This window comes from Pseudomonas sp. B19125 (assembly GCF_044218855.1).
GTDB classification, from domain to species: domain Bacteria; phylum Pseudomonadota; class Gammaproteobacteria; order Pseudomonadales; family Pseudomonadaceae; genus Aquipseudomonas; species Aquipseudomonas edaphica.
In genome coordinates this window covers 5,155,087-5,172,024 of the sequence record NZ_CP162589.1, presented here as the reverse complement: position 1 = coordinate 5,172,024, position 16,938 = coordinate 5,155,087, and the positions used below count along the sequence as shown (strand labels likewise).

17 protein-coding genes and 1 pseudogene are annotated in these 16,938 nt (G+C 58.1%); 10 read left to right on the top strand and 8 right to left on the bottom strand.

Annotated features, from left to right (window positions below):
• Positions 1–217 precede the first annotated feature (217 nt).
• Together rssB and rssC are read left to right on the top strand one after the other, a co-directional pair.
• Positions 218–1,399, top strand: coding sequence for a two-component system response regulator RssB (rssB, locus tag AB4P96_RS23445; RefSeq protein ID WP_099548684.1), 1,182 nt, complete (start codon positions 218–220; stop codon positions 1,397–1,399).
• Entirely contained in the window at positions 1,399–1,881 is a 483-nt protein-coding gene (gene rssC / locus AB4P96_RS23440) for an anti-sigma factor antagonist RssC (RefSeq protein WP_003172602.1), read from the top strand. The genes rssB and rssC overlap by 1 nt, the downstream gene beginning before the upstream one ends.
• A gap of 199 nt (positions 1,882–2,080) precedes the next feature.
• Here rssC and tal read toward each other — a convergent pair whose 3' ends face one another.
• Both tal and dusA read right to left on the bottom strand, forming a co-directional pair.
• Positions 2,081–3,007: a transaldolase gene (tal, locus tag AB4P96_RS23435; RefSeq protein WP_138454296.1), complete on the bottom strand. Its 927-nt coding sequence runs from the start codon at positions 3,005–3,007 to the stop codon at positions 2,081–2,083.
• Between the two features lie 833 nt (positions 3,008–3,840).
• Positions 3,841–4,836 carry a tRNA dihydrouridine(20/20a) synthase DusA gene (gene dusA / locus AB4P96_RS23430; protein WP_395600135.1) on the bottom strand — a complete coding sequence of 332 codons (996 nt, stop codon included), beginning with the start codon at positions 4,834–4,836 and terminating at the stop codon, positions 3,841–3,843.
• A gap of 248 nt (positions 4,837–5,084) precedes the next feature.
• Here dusA and AB4P96_RS23425 point away from each other — a divergent pair.
• The 4 genes and pseudogenes from AB4P96_RS23425 to AB4P96_RS23410 form a co-directional block, all read left to right on the top strand.
• Positions 5,085–5,207: pseudogene (locus tag AB4P96_RS23425) on the top strand (DUF4113 domain-containing protein); the annotation flags it as partial.
• Between the two features lie 198 nt (positions 5,208–5,405).
• Positions 5,406–7,112, top strand: coding sequence for a P-loop NTPase fold protein (locus AB4P96_RS23420; RefSeq protein ID WP_395600134.1), 1,707 nt, complete (start codon positions 5,406–5,408; stop codon positions 7,110–7,112).
• Positions 7,113–7,509: 397 nt separating this feature from the next.
• Positions 7,510–7,878 (top strand): DUF6124 family protein, encoded by a 369-nt coding sequence (locus tag AB4P96_RS23415; RefSeq protein WP_395600133.1) that lies wholly within the window; start codon positions 7,510–7,512, stop codon positions 7,876–7,878.
• 145 nt (positions 7,879–8,023) lie between these two features.
• Positions 8,024–8,245 carry a hypothetical protein gene (locus AB4P96_RS23410; RefSeq protein ID WP_395600132.1) on the top strand — a complete coding sequence of 74 codons (222 nt, stop codon included), beginning with the start codon at positions 8,024–8,026 and terminating at the stop codon, positions 8,243–8,245.
• Between the two features lie 113 nt (positions 8,246–8,358).
• Here AB4P96_RS23410 and AB4P96_RS23405 read toward each other — a convergent pair whose 3' ends face one another.
• On the bottom strand, positions 8,359–9,546 hold the full coding sequence (locus AB4P96_RS23405) for an MFS transporter (RefSeq protein WP_395600131.1): 1,188 nt from the start codon (positions 9,544–9,546) through the stop codon (positions 8,359–8,361).
• 435 nt (positions 9,547–9,981) lie between these two features.
• Between AB4P96_RS23405 and mqo the strand changes: the two genes are divergently transcribed.
• A complete protein-coding gene (gene mqo, locus AB4P96_RS23400) occupies positions 9,982–11,637 on the top strand; it encodes a malate dehydrogenase (quinone) (RefSeq protein WP_099549600.1) in 1,656 nt (551 codons plus the stop codon).
• A 67-nt stretch (positions 11,638–11,704) separates the two neighbouring features.
• Here mqo and AB4P96_RS23395 read toward each other — a convergent pair whose 3' ends face one another.
• Positions 11,705–12,370 carry an NADPH-dependent F420 reductase gene (locus AB4P96_RS23395; RefSeq protein ID WP_395600130.1) on the bottom strand — a complete coding sequence of 222 codons (666 nt, stop codon included), beginning with the start codon at positions 12,368–12,370 and terminating at the stop codon, positions 11,705–11,707.
• A 120-nt stretch (positions 12,371–12,490) separates the two neighbouring features.
• On the opposite strand from AB4P96_RS23395, the gene AB4P96_RS23390 reads away from it, so the two are divergent.
• The gene (locus AB4P96_RS23390) at positions 12,491–13,366 is read left to right on the top strand and encodes a LysR family transcriptional regulator (protein ID WP_176991362.1); all 876 of its coding nucleotides are present in this window, start codon (positions 12,491–12,493) and stop codon (positions 13,364–13,366) included.
• Positions 13,367–13,525: 159 nt separating this feature from the next.
• Positions 13,526–13,855 carry a YXWGXW repeat-containing protein gene (locus AB4P96_RS23385; protein ID WP_099549597.1) on the top strand — a complete coding sequence of 110 codons (330 nt, stop codon included), beginning with the start codon at positions 13,526–13,528 and terminating at the stop codon, positions 13,853–13,855.
• A 21-nt stretch (positions 13,856–13,876) separates the two neighbouring features.
• Here the strand turns inward: AB4P96_RS23385 and AB4P96_RS23380 are convergent, their stop codons facing one another.
• The 3 genes from AB4P96_RS23380 to AB4P96_RS23370 form a co-directional block, all read right to left on the bottom strand.
• Positions 13,877–14,245, bottom strand: coding sequence for a hypothetical protein (locus tag AB4P96_RS23380; protein ID WP_170039025.1), 369 nt, complete (start codon positions 14,243–14,245; stop codon positions 13,877–13,879).
• A gap of 77 nt (positions 14,246–14,322) precedes the next feature.
• Complete coding sequence (locus tag AB4P96_RS23375) at positions 14,323–14,718, bottom strand: PIN domain-containing protein (protein WP_017137461.1); 396 nt, start codon at positions 14,716–14,718, stop codon at positions 14,323–14,325.
• The gene (locus tag AB4P96_RS23370) at positions 14,715–14,972 is read right to left on the bottom strand and encodes an AbrB/MazE/SpoVT family DNA-binding domain-containing protein (RefSeq protein WP_017137462.1); all 258 of its coding nucleotides are present in this window, start codon (positions 14,970–14,972) and stop codon (positions 14,715–14,717) included. Before AB4P96_RS23370 ends, AB4P96_RS23375 begins: the two co-directional genes overlap by 4 nt.
• 155 nt (positions 14,973–15,127) lie before the next feature.
• Here AB4P96_RS23370 and AB4P96_RS23365 point away from each other — a divergent pair, with 155 nt between their 5' ends.
• Positions 15,128–15,520, top strand: a complete 393-nt coding sequence (locus tag AB4P96_RS23365) for a RidA family protein (protein WP_099549595.1) — start codon at positions 15,128–15,130, stop codon at positions 15,518–15,520.
• Here AB4P96_RS23365 and ppnN read toward each other — a convergent pair whose 3' ends face one another.
• Entirely contained in the window at positions 15,521–16,894 is a 1,374-nt protein-coding gene (ppnN, locus tag AB4P96_RS23360) for a nucleotide 5'-monophosphate nucleosidase PpnN (RefSeq protein WP_017137464.1), read from the bottom strand. It abuts the gene before it with no gap.
• Positions 16,895–16,938: the final 44 nt, after the last annotated feature.

Here is a 16,938-nt window from a genome sequence, read left to right as displayed (position 1 = left end):
CGGTGTAAAGACGCCCGGCGACCATCGGCATGAGCTTGAAACCCCTGACGGATGGGAGTACCGTCTGCGCCTTAGAAGGGCACCTCTGCTTTACCGTTGTGCATGGGAGAAATCCCAGTACTTTGTAGGACAGAGAGGCTAGAAAGCGAATCCAGTACGTGAGCCCGGCCATTGCCGAGCCGCCTACGCCAACCTAATTCTGGCGCCGTTTGCCCACATGCAAAAAACCAGTGCCACGCTGCTGATAATCGATGACGACGAAGTAGTGCGCGCGAGCCTCGCGGCCTATTTGGAAGACAGTGGCTTCAGCGTCCTGCAGGCCAGTAATGGCCAACAGGGTCTCCAGGTGTTCGAGCGCGACAAGCCCGACCTCGTGATCTGCGACCTGCGCATGCCCCAAATGGGCGGCCTCGAGCTGATTCGCCAGGTAACCGAGCGTGCGCCGCAGACGCCAGTGATTGTTGTGTCCGGTGCCGGCGTGATGAACGATGCTGTCGAGGCCCTGCGCCTGGGCGCTGCCGACTACCTGATCAAGCCCCTGGAAGACCTGGCGGTGCTGGAGCATTCGGTGCGCCGCGCGCTGGACCGTGCTCGCCTGCTGCTGGAAAACCAGCGCTACCGCGAAAAGCTCGAAACCGCCAACCGCGAACTCGAAGCCAGCCTCAATTTGCTCCAGGAAGACCAGAACGCCGGTCGCCAGGTGCAGATGAACATGCTGCCGGTGAGCCCGTGGACCATCGACGAATTCAAGTTTGCGCACCAGATCATCCCGTCGCTGTACCTGTCGGGTGATTTCGTCGACTACTTCCGCGTCGATGAGCGACGTGTGGCGTTCTACCTGGCCGACGTGTCCGGCCACGGCGCTTCTTCTGCTTTTGTTACCGTGTTGTTGAAATTCATGACCACACGGCTGTTGTTCGAATCCAAGCGCAATGGCACCTTGCCGGAGTTCACCCCCTCCGAGGTGCTGGGCCACATCAACCGAGGCCTGATCAGCTGCAAGCTGGGCAAGCACGTGACGATGGTTGGCGGCGTTATTGATGAAGAAACCGGTCTTTTGACCTACAGCATCGGCGGTCACCTGCCGATGCCGGTTTTATACACTCCCGACAGTGTGCGTTACCTGGAAGGCCGTGGTTTGCCGGTGGGCTTGTTTAACGAAGCCACCTACGAAGACCACATCCTGGAATTGCCGCCGACGTTCAGCCTCACGCTGATGTCCGACGGCATACTGGACCTTCTTCCAGAGCCTACACTCAAAGAGAAAGAAGCCGCCTTGCCCCAAAAGGTCAAGTCGGCGGGCGGCAGCCTGGATGGCCTGCGGCAGGTTTTTGGATTGTCCACGCTAGGGGAGATGCCGGATGATATCGCCCTATTGGTGTTGAGCAGGAATCTTTGATGAGTACCGGAAGAATCCAATTCGCCGAGCAAGACGGGACCTTCGTCCTGAAGTTTGTCGGTGAAGTGCGCCTGACCTTGTGTTCGGCGCTGGATGCGACGATTGAGCGGATCTTCACCGCGCTGAACTTCTCAGCGATCGTGATCGATCTGACCGAAACCCGCAGCATCGATAGCACCACCCTTGGCTTGCTGGCCAAGTTGTCCATTCTGTCTCGGCAGAAGGTCGGCCTGTTGCCGACTGTGGTCACCACCCACGAAGACATCACCCGTCTGTTGCAGTCCATGGGCTTTGATCAAGTGTTCAACATCGTTGACCGCCCGATCCCGTGCCCGGAATGCCTGACCGACCTGCCTTCGCAAGACCAGTCCGAAGAAGTGGTACGGGTCAAGGTGCTGGAAGCGCACAAGATTTTGATGGGCTTGAACGAGTCCAACCGCGAAGCCTTCCACGACCTGGTCAATGCGCTGGAACGCCACTAAGCCCCAGAGTTGAAACCACAATCCAATGTGGGAGCTGGCTTGCCTGCGATAGCGGTGTGTCAGCCACCTATTCATCACTGACCCACCGCTATCGCAGGCAAGCCAGCTCCCACAGTTTGAATGGGGTTTGGTTTGAGATCAGCAAACATGAAAAAGGGCGGCACCCTCACAGGTGCCGCCCTTTTTGTCGCCGCCTGCCTTACAGCTTGGCAGTCAACAACGCCTCCAGTTTCTCCTGGTCCCGAGCAAACTGACGAATCCCCTCCGCCAGCTTCTCAGTCGCCATCGCATCCTCGTTGGACTCCCAACGGAACTGCGCTTCCGTCAAATGCACCCGCGCTTCACCGGCATGGCCTGGCGACAGCTTGCGCTCCAGCTTGCCTTCATCGGCGGCCAGCTTCTCCAGCAGGTCCGGGCTGATGGTCAGGCGGTCACAGCCGGCCAGCTCTTCAATCTGGCTGAGGTTACGGAAGCTTGCACCCATTACTACAGTTTTATAGCCATTGGCCTTGTAGTAGTTGTAGATGCGCGTTACCGACACAACGCCTGGGTCTTCAGCGCCGGTGTAGTCGTTGCCGTTGGCCTTCTTGTACCAGTCGTAGATACGGCCCACGAACGGCGAAATCAGGAACACACCGGCTTCGGCGCAGGCCACGGCCTGGGCAAACGAAAACAGCAGCGTCAGGTTGGTTTGAATGCCTTCTTTTTCCAGCTTCTCCGCTGCGCGGATGCCTTCCCAGGTGGAGGCGATCTTGATCAGCACGCGGTCACGGCCTACGCCGGCTTTGTCGTACAGGTCGATCAGACGGTGCGCACGCTTGAGAATCGCGGCTTCATCGAACGACAAACGCGCATCCACCTCGGTGGAAATACGCCCCGGCACGACTTTGAGAATCTCTTGACCTACCGCCACCGCAAAACGGTCGCTGGCCAGGCCCACGTCACCGTTGCAGTCCTTCACAGCCTCATCCAGCAGCGTGGCATAGCCTGGAATCGACGCCGCCTTGAGCAGCAGGGAAGGGTTAGTGGTGGCGTCTTGCGGCTTGAGCTTGGCGAGTGTGGAGAAATCGCCGGTATCGGCTACAACGGTGGTGAATTGCTTGAGTTGTTCCAGCTTGGAAGTCATGGGCGTGCTCTGTCCTGTGGGTCTGATGACATTACCCGAGCGCCGACAAGCGCTCAAGGGCGCAAATACATTCAGTTGTTTGCGAGGGCAACAACCTGAAAACAGCCGTTTGAATGCCCCGTCTTGGTGCTAAATAGGAGACCAAAACCCCCGACAGGTTCAACCCAAGTTCCCCCAACCCACGCGGCCCCGTGTGAGAGCTGGCTCCCTGTGGCGAGCAGGCTTGCTGTGGCGAGCAGGCTTGCCCTGCGTTGGGCTGCGAAGCAGCCCCAGTAAGGCGATCGAGTTTTTCATTCAGAACGCCGTCATAGTCATCAGGGCCGCTACGCACCCCAACGCAGGGCAAGCCTGCTCGCCACAACAGCCCAGCCACCGACCAACCCTGACACCCATCACCCAAAACGGTGGGAGCTGGCTTGCCTGCGATAACGCCAGCCCAGCCACCACCCAACCCCCTGACACCCCGCACTCAAACCTGTGGGAGCTGGCTTGCCTGCGATAACGCCAGCCCAGCCACCACCCAACCCCCTGACACCCCGCACTCAAACTGTGGGAGCTGGCTTGCCTGCGATAACGCCAGCCCAGCCACCACCCAACCCCCTGACACCCCGCACTCAAACTGTGGGAGCTGGCTTGCCTGCGATAACGCCAGCCCAGCCACCAACCAACCCCCTGACACCCCGCACTCAAACTGTGGGAGCTGGCTTGCCTGCGATAACGCCAGCCCAGCCACCAACCAACCCCCTGACACCCTGCACTCAAGCCTGTGGGAGCGGGCTTGCTCGCGAAAGCGGCCTGTCAGCCTCCAAATAAACCAACTGACACCCAACCCCTCACCGCCCCTCCAACAACTCCCCAGCCTGATCCAACAAAGCCAACGGATCACTCGCCTTATGAATATCCACCGACAACAACTGCCTGAACCGACGAGCCCCCGGAAACCCAGTCCCCAACCCCAACACATGCCGAGTAACATGATGCATCGCCCCACCACTGGCCAAATGCTCCGCAATATAAGGCCGCAACAACGCCAACACCTGCGCCCGACTCACCACCGGCGCCTCACTGCCAAACAACCGCTGATCCACCTCCGCCAACACATACGGATTGTGATAAGCCTCCCGCCCCAACATCACCCCATCAAACACCTGCAAATGCTCCTGGCACTGCTCCAGCGTCTTGATCCCACCATTCAGCACAATCTCCAACTCCGGGAAATCCTGCTTCAACTGCGCCGCCACGTCATACCGCAACGGCGGAATATCCCGATTCTCCTTCGGCGACAACCCCTCCAGAATCGCAATCCGCGCATGCACCGTAAAACTGGTACACCCCGCATCCCTCACCGTGCCAACGAAATCACACAGCTCGGCATAACTGTCCCGCCCATTGATCCCGATACGATGCTTCACCGTCACCGGAATCGACACCGCATCCCGCATCGCCTTCACGCAATCCGCCACCAGCGCCGGGTGCGCCATCAGGATCGCGCCGATCATATTGTTCTGCACCCGATCACTCGGGCAGCCGACATTCAAGTTCACTTCATCGTAACCGGCAGCCTCAGCCATACGCGCACAAGCGGCCAGGTCGGCAGGGACACTGCCGCCCAACTGCAGCGCGAGTGGGTGCTCGGCTTCGTTGTGGCGCAGGAAACGGTCGTGGTCGCCGTGCAGGATTGCGCCGGTGGTGACCATCTCGGTGTAGAGCAGGGCGTGCTTGGAGAGCAGGCGCAGGAAGTACCGGCAGTGGCGGTCGGTCCAATCCATCATGGGGGCGACGGAGAAGCGGCGGGAGAGGGATTGGGGGGCAGCTGTGATTAAGGACATTGGGCAATCTGAATGGGTGAGGCAGAGGCGGGGAGTTTATCAGGATTGGGGCTGGGATCGGGTGAGGTTGGCGGCTACATCGTTGAGGGAGTTGAATCTTCCGGCAGCGTCAGGGATTCCGTGTCATAGCAGCCTCAATGATTGCATCCAGTCGGGATCTTAAATCGTTGGTTGCTGTTTTGGTTCGGTAGGCCACCGTAGGACGGCTAAATAAATCTGTCCCCTTTTTTGTGATCAACCAACGATGAGGAAGGGGAACACTTCGGTTGGCTAGTGTGCCTATGGATCCTGATTGGGGGATGCGGAGAGAGATGATGAGCCAAAGTTTTACAACTAGGCTTGATCAGCTCTGGTCAGTTGCTTGCAGGTAGCGACTCGGAACCTTGCTTCTAAATCAGCGCGTTTGCTAGGTTTGCACTTGTCCGGCGCAGTAGGCCTGAACAGCGACACTTTTCGCGGCATGAATGATGGGGAACCCACGAGTTATCATTGAAATGATGGCTGATAGCTACTTTTGATTTGATACGGTATATTAAAAAAATATCAAAAAGTTAAGAGTGAGTAATTATATGAGTGTCGCAGTTGAGGAGAAGTTATTAGAGTTCGCCAGTCATAAAAAAGGCGAAGCGATTATTCTTAAAGGGGGCTGGGGGGTGGGGAAGACCCATCTTTGGGAAAGTATTGTAAAAGAAAACAAAACAAAGTTTTGTAGTGCATCTTATTCTTACGTATCTCTTTTTGGCTTGAATAGTCTTAAGGATTTAAAGCAGGCTATCTATCAAAATTTAGTAGGCATGGATAAAGCAGAGCTGTCTGGCAATGCTGTTACGGTGAAAGATGGCGCTGATAGTATTTCAAGATTTTTTCGTAAAAATGTTACGTTACTGTCGGGAATGAAACAGCTTGAACTCTTAGTTGAGGCCTATCAATCATCAGCAATTAATAACGTATTGGTTTGCTTAGATGACTTTGAACGCAAAGGTAAAGGCCTTGCTGATGGTGAGGTTTTAGGCTTTGTTTCATTTCTTATTGAAAAGAGAAACTGTAAGGTTGTTCTTATTTTAAATGAAGATGAGCATGCTTCAGTTGGTGATGAATTTGCAAGTTATCGCGAAAAAGTATTTGGTTATGAGCTTGAATATAAGCCATCAAGCAGAGATTGTGCGTTGTTGGTTTTTGATGGAGGGGGCGTAGGCGACGCGGAGTTTGTGTCGCGAATTACTAAGTTGGATATAAGGAATATCAGACTTATCGGTAAAATTAAATACTATTACGATTATATTCTCAGTAAAGTTAATGTGACTAATGACAAGATTTTATCTGATATCCGCTGTGTTTTGCCATTGGCGATTTTAGCAAGATATGCGGGCTCCCAGTCTCCTATTGAACTGAGCATGCTTTTGAAGTTCGACGGCTGGATTGCATCCCCTCTTTCGGACGCTAGTGCTGAGGAGATGGAAGTTTATAAACATCACGAGAAGCAGGCAGATGCTATGAGGTCTTATGGCTATCTATCTACTAGTCAACTCGACGTGGCAGTCATTAATTTGGTTTTGAAAGGGTATGTCGACCAGGAAGATCTCGATGCAGTAGTACTTGCAGCAAATGAGAGTTTGAGGGCGAGCAGCGCTGAATACATGTATAATTCTGCTTGGATGAGCTTTCATAGCAAACTAGGGATGAGTCAAGATGATTTTTTTGGTAAGTTTGATTTGGCGGTGGATGCTTATTTGGAATATTTGAATGTCGATCGGTTAAGTAGTATTGTGCGTCTATATAGAGATCTTGACTTGGATGAAAAGGCCGACTCAGTGATTCAAAAGTTTTTTGAGATGCTCTCTAGAACACGCTCTCTTCCAGATAGACGTGCGCTTTGGGAGGAGCCAAAGGATGGCGTTATAAGGAAAGAGTTAGATAGTTATTTTGAGAGCTTTGGGACGACTATGAGCCTTGAGCAGGCAGTGGACTTTCTTCTTTCGAAGCGATCTACTGCAGAAGCGGTTTCTGTTTTGGCAAAAAGTACAGAAAGTGATTATTACTCATATTTTGTGTCGCCAGGGAGTAATAATTTTAAAGAAGTCATAAAATTTTTGTTAGGTGCATCTCACAGCTCCAACGTTTTTGAAGATGCAGTTCCAGGCTCTGCGAACAAAATATTTATAGCTGTGTATGGTGCTCTACGAAGAGTGCGCAGTGTGTCGCGGTTGAATGAAATACGTCTTTCCCCTTTAATGGAGTACGACGACCTGTACGGTCGGCTGGCTTCAAATTCATAAGCTACTCGATTTTTGCTGGCGGTTACCAATATTTACGACACTTTAACTCGGGCTCATAATCCTTTGGTCCACGGTTCAAGTCCGTGTGAGTCCACCAACTCAAAAGCCGCGCATTGCGCGGCTTTTGAGTGTCTGCAAACTACTGCCCAATTTTCGGGCTCCCTACAGAAGCATAAAGCTCTTCTGCAGAAGGTATGGATGAAAGGTGATAGGCAGAAATCTGGGGTAATCGGGGTCAGACCACGATATACCATAGGAACCTTCCTACGCTTTTTTCAGCTTGCTCGTCAGACCACCCATCGCTAACCTCATCCAACCGCTGCAAACCCAGCGGCCGGAGGTGGAAGTCCGTATTGCTAAGGCGTTTTAACTCCCGAAAATATTTGGAGCTTCGCCCATGCCTAACAAATCACGCCATCCTTATGTAGATCACAACCCTGCACCCATCGACACCAAGCTTCACGCAGCGGCCGAACGAGCAATTCATCATTACCTGCCGCCATCTGACGACAACGCCGCCCCCGCCGACCACCCACCCGGCAACCTATTCTCCGTCAGCCCCAACATCGACACCGAAACCCTCCTAGCCAACGCCGCCGAGCACCTCGATTCCGCCAACCAAATAACCGCCACCCTGGCCTTCGATCTCGAAGACCCGCACCGCGCGATCATCCTCGGCATCCAGCAACTCATCGACCTGAGCGCTCTACTCGTCGCCCGCGCCCAAGAGCAAGTCGCCCCTGCCGCCAGCCCAGCCACCGCCTGACCCCAACCCCGCCGCCTTACCCCAAGGCGGCAACCTGAACCCCTGCTGTCACCGCGCAAAATTTCATAGTCCCCAGCACCTTTGAGGTCTACGATCCTCTTCAAGAGAGGCTCCCCGCACCTCCAGCCCATAGGGAACTGAAAACATGATCTCGAATCTGGTTAAAGTCGCGCTGATTGCTGGCACGTTGCTGTTGGGCGCTTGTTCGACGGAGTCGTCGGGCGGGAGCGGTGACCCTTGTTTTACTGGCGGATGCCAGGCGTTTGGGGACCATAGCCCGAGCAAGGCGGCCAAGATGAGTTTTGGCGGGAGTGGGTTGGGGAGTAGTTATGGGGAGTATGGGTCGGGGTTGTTGCATGATGATTGAATGGGCGGGTGGGCAGTCATTGATATGTTGACTGGCCCACCGCTATCGCGGGCAAGCCCGCTCCCACATTGGTGCAGGGCTCCCACATTGGTACAGGGGTGGCCTGTGATGTATCAGTGGCCGTCTTTCATGCGGCGGGCGATGAGGTAGATGCCCAGGCCGACCAGTGCTGTGGCGGCGCCGATGTAGCCGGTGCTGGTCCAGCCATATCCCGCTGTAATCGCCATCCCGCCGAACCACGGCCCTAGCGCGTTTGCCAGGTTGAACGCTGCGTGGTTGGAGGCTGCCGCCAAACTTGGGGCTTCGTGGGCAATGTCCATCAGGCGGATTTGCAGCGGCGCGGCCATGGCAATCATGGTGCCGACCAGGCCGATGCCCAGCAGTACGCTCCACAGCGAGCTGGCGGCGAAGGTGAAGAAGATCAGCACGGCCATCGACCACACCATGATCCAGCCCACGGCGCGAAATTGCAGGCGGTCGAATAGTTTGCCACCGGCGATGTTGCCGATGATGCCGCCCAAGCCAAACGCGGCGAGGCCGAAGGGGATCCACTGGGGCGAGACTTTGGTCACTTCGAGCATGGTCGGGGCGAGGTAGCTGAACACGCAGAACATGCCGGCAAAGCCAATCGCGCCGATGGACAGGGCCATCCACACTTGGGGTTTGGTGAAGGCGCGCAATTCTTTGCGCGGGTCGCTGCGCGGTTCGTCGTGGCGGTCGGGGACGAATTGCCAGACCAGGGCGATAGTGCACAGGGCGATGGCGCTGACCAGTGCGAACGCCGAGCGCCAGCCCAGGTGTTGGCCGAGGAAGGTGGCGATGGGGTTGCCGAGCAGCATGGCGAGGGTGAGACCCATCATCACGCGGGCCACGGCGCCGGCGCGTTTGTCGTTGGGCACCATGCTGGAGGCGACGACGGCGGCGATGCCGAAGTAGGCGCCGTGGGGCAGGCCGCTGATGAAGCGGAAGGCCACCAGCGAGCCAAAGGTAGGGGTGAAGGCGGTGGCGAGGTTGCCCAGGGCGTAGAGGCCCATCAGCAGTAAGAGCATGTGTTTGCGCAGCAGTTTGGCGCCGAGGATCGCCAGCAGTGGCGCGCCGACCATCACGCCCAGGGCGTAGGCGCTGATCGCGTGGCCGACTTGGGGTTCGCTTAAGCCCAGGTTTTGGGCGATGTCGGGCATCAGGCCCATGATGGCGAATTCGCCGGTGCCGATCGCGAAGGCGCCCACGGCCATGGCAGCTTCCATTTTGGCGGCGCTGCGCGCGGGCAGTACGTGCCCGGGTGTTTGCTGGATAGTCATGGGTAACTCTGTAGGAAAAAAGTGCACGAAGGACAGTGGCGATGCTACGCAAGCCGCCACGAAGGTGTCTAGAACAGCGTTTTGCGCGAGGGTTCAGTTTGATTAAACGCCCTGTGACCCCAGGTCGCGGCTGCGATGCTTGACACGTGCGCGTTAAAAGCCGCGATTTAGAGCTGTCAATTGGCCAAACGGCGCATAAATGCGGTTCAGCGTGATATTCTGCGCGCCGTCTTGGTCTAGTCTTTCCCCGGTGCGTACACCCGTATACGTCCCGGCGGTTGGCTGTCGCCCAGGTAGCTGAAGCCAATAATGATAAGAAGTCAGCGCAGAAGGGACAAAAACAGTGAGGTCGCTACGTCGGCCTTGTGTGCCCACCCTACGGCCTGCAGAGTCAGGGGCGGTGGGGCGGATGGCGTTTTATCATAGGTGCTACTGATGTTTAAAAAAGTAAACACTGCCCTGCTGGGGCTGGCTTTGTCGATGGGGATCACGTCCGTTCACGCGGAAGAGGCAAAGAAAGTCGATGTGCTGCTGATCGGCGGCGGCATCATGAGTGCGACCCTGGGTGTTTGGCTCAATGAGCTGCAGCCGGACTGGTCGATGGAGATGGTCGAGCGTCTTGATGGCGTGGCCGAAGAAAGCTCCAACGGCTGGAACAACGCCGGTACCGGTCACTCGGCCCTGGCCGAGCTGAACTACACCCCGGAAAACAAGGACGGCACCGTTGAGATCCCGAAAGCGGTCGAGATCAACGAAGCGTTCCAGATTTCCCGTCAGTTCTGGTCCTGGCAGGTCCAGCAGGGCGTGCTGAAGAACCCGCGTTCGTTCATCAACTCCACACCGCACATGAGCTTTGTGTGGGGCGATGACAACATCAAGTTCCTGAAAAAACGCTACGAAGCCCTGCAAGCCAGCCCGCTGTTCGCCGGTATGCAGTACTCCGAAGACCCGGCGCAGATCGCCAAGTGGGTTCCATTGATGATGGAAGGCCGTGATCCGAAGCAGAAGATCGCCGCCACCTGGACCCCGATCGGCACCGACGTGAACTTCGGCGAGATCACCCGCCAGTTCGTCGCTCACCTGCAAACCACGCCGAAGTTTGATCTCAAACTGTCGAGCGAAGTGCAGGACATCACCAAGAACGCCGACGGTTCGTGGCGTGTGAGCTACAAAAACCTGAAAGACGGCACCAAGACCGAAACCGACGCCAAGTTCGTGTTCATCGGCGCCGGCGGCGGTGCACTGCACCTGCTGCAAAAGTCGGGCATTCCTGAAGCCAAGGAATACGCAGGCTTCCCGGTGGGCGGTTCGTTCCTGGTGACCGATAACCCGGCCATCGCCGAGCAGCACATGGCCAAGGCCTACGGTAAGGCTTCGGTTGGCGCGCCACCGATGTCGGTTCCGCACCTGGACACCCGCGTGCTGGATGGCAAGCGTGTGATTCTGTTTGGCCCATTCGCGACCTTCTCGACCAAGTTCCTCAAAGAAGGCTCGTACCTGGACCTGCTGACCAGCACCACCACCCACAACATCTGGCCTATGACCAAAGTCGGTATTCGTGAATACCCACTGGTCGAGTACCTCGCCGGCCAACTGATGCTGTCCGATGACGACCGCTTCAAGGCGCTGCAAGAGTACTTCCCGAACGCCAAGCAGTCCGACTGGCGCCTGTGGCAAGCCGGTCAGCGCGTGCAGATCATCAAGCGTGACGAAGAGCAGGGCGGCGTCCTGAAACTCGGCACCGAAGTGGTCAGCTCCGCCGACAACACCATCGCCGGCCTGTTGGGTGCATCGCCGGGCGCGTCCACCGCGGCTCCGATCATGCTGACCGTGCTGCAAAAAGTGTTCAAGGACAAGGTCGCGACGCCTGAGTGGCAGGCCAAACTGCACCAGATCGTACCGAGCTACGGCACCAAGCTGAACGACAGCCCTGAGGCTGTTGCCAAGGAATGGGCCTACACCGCCGGTATCCTGCAACTGACGCCTCCGCCTGCGATCCCGCAGTTGAGCGCACCGAAGGCAACCCAGGCCACCGAGGCTGCCAAGCCTGCGGCTGAGCCGAGCAAGCCGACGTCTGACCTGGCGCTGTAAGCCAAGCCTGATTTTAAAGAGCCCGCTGAACCGGTAACGGTCAGCGGGCTTTTTTGTGGGCGTGGGTTCAGGTGCGGGAGCGTTCGGCTGGCGGCAGTTCCACCGTGCGTTCGGCGGCGGCCAATGCGGCCTTTAAACCGGCTTTATCCAGCGCCACGCAGTACGCAGGCTTGGCCCGCTCAAAGCGCCAGCTTTCATCCAGCGTTCCCGCGTCCACGGCGTCGAAACCCAGCTCGTCGAGCAGCGTGATCACATGCGCCTTTGCCGTCGCATCATCGGCGGCCACCGGCAGGGCGCGACGGTCAGGCGCGCCGTGGGGGCGTGCATCGCGGTTGATGTCTGAGTCAAAGATCGCATTAAACACTTTGACGACCTTTGAGTCGGCAAAATGCTCGGCCAACAGGCGGCTGGTGGTGGTTTCAAAACGGTCCAGCACCGGGATATGCCCATCGCGGTCAGGGTAGTAATTGTTGGCGTCCAGCACCGTTTTGCCTGCCAGCCACTGCGCGGGCACGCTGCGGTAGTGTTCAAGCGGGATCGCCACCAGCACCACGTCGCCAAACTGGGCGGCATCCTGCGCGCTGCCCACTTGCACACCGGGTATGCCGCTGCGCACGCTGCTCATGGTCTGCGGGCCACGGGAGTTGCTCAGCATCACCCCGTGCCCGGCAGCCAGGGCCAGTTGGGCCACGGCGCGCCCGATAAAACCTGCTCCAATCACGCCAATCTTCATGGCCTTGCTCCTGCGAAGTGGGGGAGTGGCTATGATGATTGGCAACCATTGGGTGATAAATGTGTGGTTTGGAGTCAGTGTAGTTACTGGGAGTAGTTAATTGTGGACCGTCTAACCAGCATGAGTGCGTTTGTAACGGCCGCCGAGCTGGGCTCTTATGCCCGCGCCGCCGAGCGCTTGAACCTGTCGCCGCAGATGGTGGCCAAGCATGTCACCGCGCTGGAGCAACACCTGGGCGCCCGCTTGCTCAACCGCACCACGCGCCGGCAAAGCCTGACGGAGCTGGGTAGCGCGTACTACGAGCGCTGCAAACATATTCTCACGGAAGCTGAGGCGGCCGATTCGCTGGCGCAGATCATGAATGACACCCCGCGCGGCAAGTTGAAGGTCACCGCCCCGGTCACGTTCGGCTCCTACAGCCTGATGCCGCTGATTACCGGGTTTTTGCGTGACAACCCGGATGTGGAAATCGACTTGCACCTGACCGACCGTTTTGTCGACCTGGTGGAGGAGGGTTATGAAGCGGCTTTTCGCATTGGCCCGCTTGCAACGACGGGCCTTACGGCGCGGCCGCTGGCACCTTATCGCCTGGTGGCCTGCGCCGCGCCTGCCTACCTGGCCGCACGGGGCGTGCCTTTGGTGCCGGCAGACCTTGAGCATCACGAATGCCTGGGTTATGCGTTCTGGTCACGCCCGGCAGAGCGTGAATGGGTCTTTTACCAAGGCACCACTGTGCACAAGGTGCAGGTTGCCAGCCGTTTGCAGGTCAACGAAAGCCGGGCGTTGATGACGGCGGCACTGGATGGTTTCGGCATCGTGCTTGGCCCTGAAGACTTCTTGCGCACGGCACTGGCCAAGGGCGAGTTGGTGCGGGTGCTGCCAGGCTTCGAGGCGCCGAGCCGCTCGATGCACCTGGTCTACACGGCGAACCGCCAGCGCACGGCCAAGTTGCGGCGCTTTGTCGAGGCGGTGCTGGGGCGTTTCGGACCCGCTTGAGCGCTCAAATACCGGCCCTGTGGTGCGAATACCTCAGGTTCAGCAACCTGACAGACACCACCTGTTAAAAATAACCCAGAGCCAAGCAGGAGCGAGGCTGCAGCAAGGGGGCATTTTTTACCGGTGTATTCGTTGGGCGCTGGCGCCCGAGGGGTGTGTATGTTGCTACGTTATGCGGCATTGGCGGCGTTTGTCGTCGCGGCGTCCGGGTGTGTACAAGAGCGCGTGGTGCACGAGCGCGGGCCGGTGCAACGAGAGTATGTCGAGGTGGTGGCGCCGCAGCCGCCGCCGGTGCAGGTGATCGAAGTCGAGCCAGCGGCTCGCTACGGTTATGTGTGGTCACGCGGCTACTGGCGTTGGGAAGGTGGGCGCTATGTGGCGGTGCACGGCCATTGGGAGCAGGTGCGCGAAGGTTATCGTTATGTGCATCCGCACTGGGTGCAGCGTAATGACGGTTATCACTGGCAGGGCGGTGGCTGGGTTCGCTGAACCTGGCACCTGACAAAACGGCTAGCTCGGCTTTTGGGTGCCTAACAGCTTGACCTCGCGCAGCAGCGCGGCACCGAGTTGATCGCTGCCCAACTCCTGATAGCCAACTATCTGGGTGTCGCCGTGTTCTTCGGCCTGGATGATGATCACCGGTGTTTCCTTGCCGGTGGCTTCATCCACATGCAGGGCGTACTGCGGCACATCCACCTTGATCGGTGAACCCGCGGGCTTGCCTTGCACATTCAGCGTAAACGCCGCGCAGCCGCTGTCGATATCCACGCTGGTCGCGGAGCGGCCGCTGACGAAGCAGGTTTTGGGCAGGTCGGGCCAGGTGATGGTCTCGGCCAGGGCGAGGGTGGGCGCCAGGGCCATGGCAACAAGAAGCAGCATGCGCACGTGGGGAGTTCTCTTGATCAAGGGCAGTGGCGTTTTTTACCAAAGCCCGGCATGCGTCGCAATGCGGCGGCTCAAGCCAGGCGCTTCATTCCCGTGGCTTTTGCCGCATCAAGGTCGAAGGTGGCGGTGTATTCACAGCCGGCTGCATGGGCGCAGCGTTCGATCAGGTAGTCGGCGAAGTCGGCTTTGCCGCCTGTGAATCGTCGCAGTGCCTGCCAGATAATCTCGGCGTGCTCGACGGTCAGTTCACGGGTGCGCAGCAGGGTTTCCAGCACGGTCACCACGTCGCTTTTGGCCGATTGATAGCAGCTTTGCAGCACCCAGACCAATTCCACCACCGACACCAGGCTGACAAAGCCCGGTGACACGCTGGTGAGCGACTCGATCAGCGCCGAGGCCTTGGGCGATTGCACGGGGTCATCCTGGGTGACATAGCGCACCAGCACATTGGTATCGAGCCCGATCATCCGGCGTTTGCTCCTTGCGCGGCGATGGCGCGGTTCATGTCTTCGATCGACACGGCCTGCGCAGGCTTGCGGATCAGCCCCTTGAGGTCCTGCACGGTTTTGCTCGCGGCGATAATGGAAAACTTGCCGTCTTCCGTTTCGACAAATTCAACCCGGTCGCCTGTTTCCAGGCCAAGCGCGGTGCGCACTTGCACGGGGATAGTGATTTGCCCTTTCGAGGTGAGTGTGGCGGTGGCCATAGTGAAAATCTCCATCGTGATATTCCTTACGTTAAGGTAAGGATTGATGAAGGACAAGATCCGTTGGTCCATAGGGTGCTCTGCTGGTGTGAGTGAGTGGGAACAGGTAAAACCCTAGCTCGAACTCTGCGCGCTCACACGCCCGCCTGCGACCCAAAGAGATACACGCTATGACCGAACGTCAGCTCATCATTCCTGCCGCCATGCAACCCATTGTCGAGCGCGCCGGCTACGTGCCTGCGGTAAAAGTTGGCAACACTCTTTACTGCGCAGGCCAGGTCGGCCGTACACCGCAGCTGGCCGTGATCGAAGACCCCGAGGCGCAATTTATCGCGGCCTGGGAAAACCTGAGGGAAGTATTGGAAGAGGGCGGTTGCAGCTTCGATGACGTGGTGGACATGACCACTTATCACGTGAACATGCGCCAGCACATGGCGGTTTTTCGGGAGGTGAAAAACCGCCTGTTCCCACGCGGGCATTGCGCCTGGACCACGATCGGGGTGTCCGAACTGGCACACCCCGGCCTATTGGTGGAAATCAAATGCGTGGCGGTGCAGCGCTAGTTACTGCACCACGCGATAGCACGGCACATAGGCTGCGCCGCCCGGCAACTTCATACGGTGCTGGGCGACAAATGCCTGCAACAGCTCGTCCAAGGGTTTCATGATCGCCGGGTCACCGTGAATCTCATACGGGCCATGCTGCTCAATCAGGCGAATACCCTTGTCCTTGACGTTACCGGCCACAATCCCCGAGAACGCGCGGCGCAGGTTGGCCGCCAGCTCATGGGGCGGCAGCGCGTGGCTCAGTTGCAGGCTGGCCATGTTTTCGTGGGTGGGGTCGAACGGGCGCTGGAAGCCTTCGTCGATCTTCAGCAGCCAGTTGAAGTGGAACGCGTCGTTGCGCTCGCGGCGGAACTGCTTCACGGCCTTGAGCCCGACGGTCATCTGGCGGGCCACTTCGGCCGGGTCGTCGATGATGATCTGGTAGTGCGCCTGCGCCGCTTCGCCGAGGGTGGCGCCGACGAACGCGTGCAGTTGTTGCAGGTACGGCGCGGCCTGTTTCGGCCCGGTGAGGATGACCGGGAACGGTACATCGCGGTTATCCGGGTGCATCAGGATGCCCAGCAGGTACAGGAACTCTTCGGCCGTGCCGGCGCCGCCCGGGAAGATGATGATGCCGTGGCCCACGCGCACAAAGGCTTCCAGGCGTTTTTCGATGTCCGGCAGAATCACCAGCTCGTTAACGATGGGGTTCGGTGCTTCGGCCGCGATGATGCCCGGCTCGGTCAGGCCCAGGTAACGGCCGTTGGTAATGCGTTGCTTGGCGTGGGAAATGGTCGCGCCTTTCATCGGGCCTTTCATCACGCCGGGGCCGCAGCCGGTGCACACGTCAAGGCTGCGCAGGCCCAGTTCGTGGCCGACTTTCTTGGTGTATTTGTATTCCTCGGTATTGATCGAGTGCCCGCCCCAGCACACCACGATTTTCGGTTCGACACCCGGGCGCAATGTACGGGCGTTGCGCAGCAGGTGGAACACGTAGTCGGTGATGCCCTGGGAGTTGCTCAGGTCGATGCGCTGGCTGTCCAGCTCGTTCTCGGTGTAGACGATATCGCGCAGGGCGCTGAAGAGCATTTCGCGGGTGCTGGCGATCATCTCGCCATCGACGAAGGCATCGGCGGGGGCGTTCAACAGTTCCAGGCGCACGCCACGGTCTTGCTGGTGAATACGCACTTCAAAGTCTTTATAGGCGTCGAGGATGGTCTTGGCGTTGTCGATATGCGCGCCGGTGTTGAGGATGGCCAGGGCGCACTGGCGGAACAACGTGTAGATGCTGCCGGAACCGGCTTCACTCAGTTGCTGGACTTCACGTTGGGACAGGGTTTCGAGGCTGCCCTTGGGGCTGACGGAGGCATTGATGACTTGACGTTGGGGCATTCTGATTCCTTGAAAGCACAGCCATCGCAGCCGCCAGGGGCGGC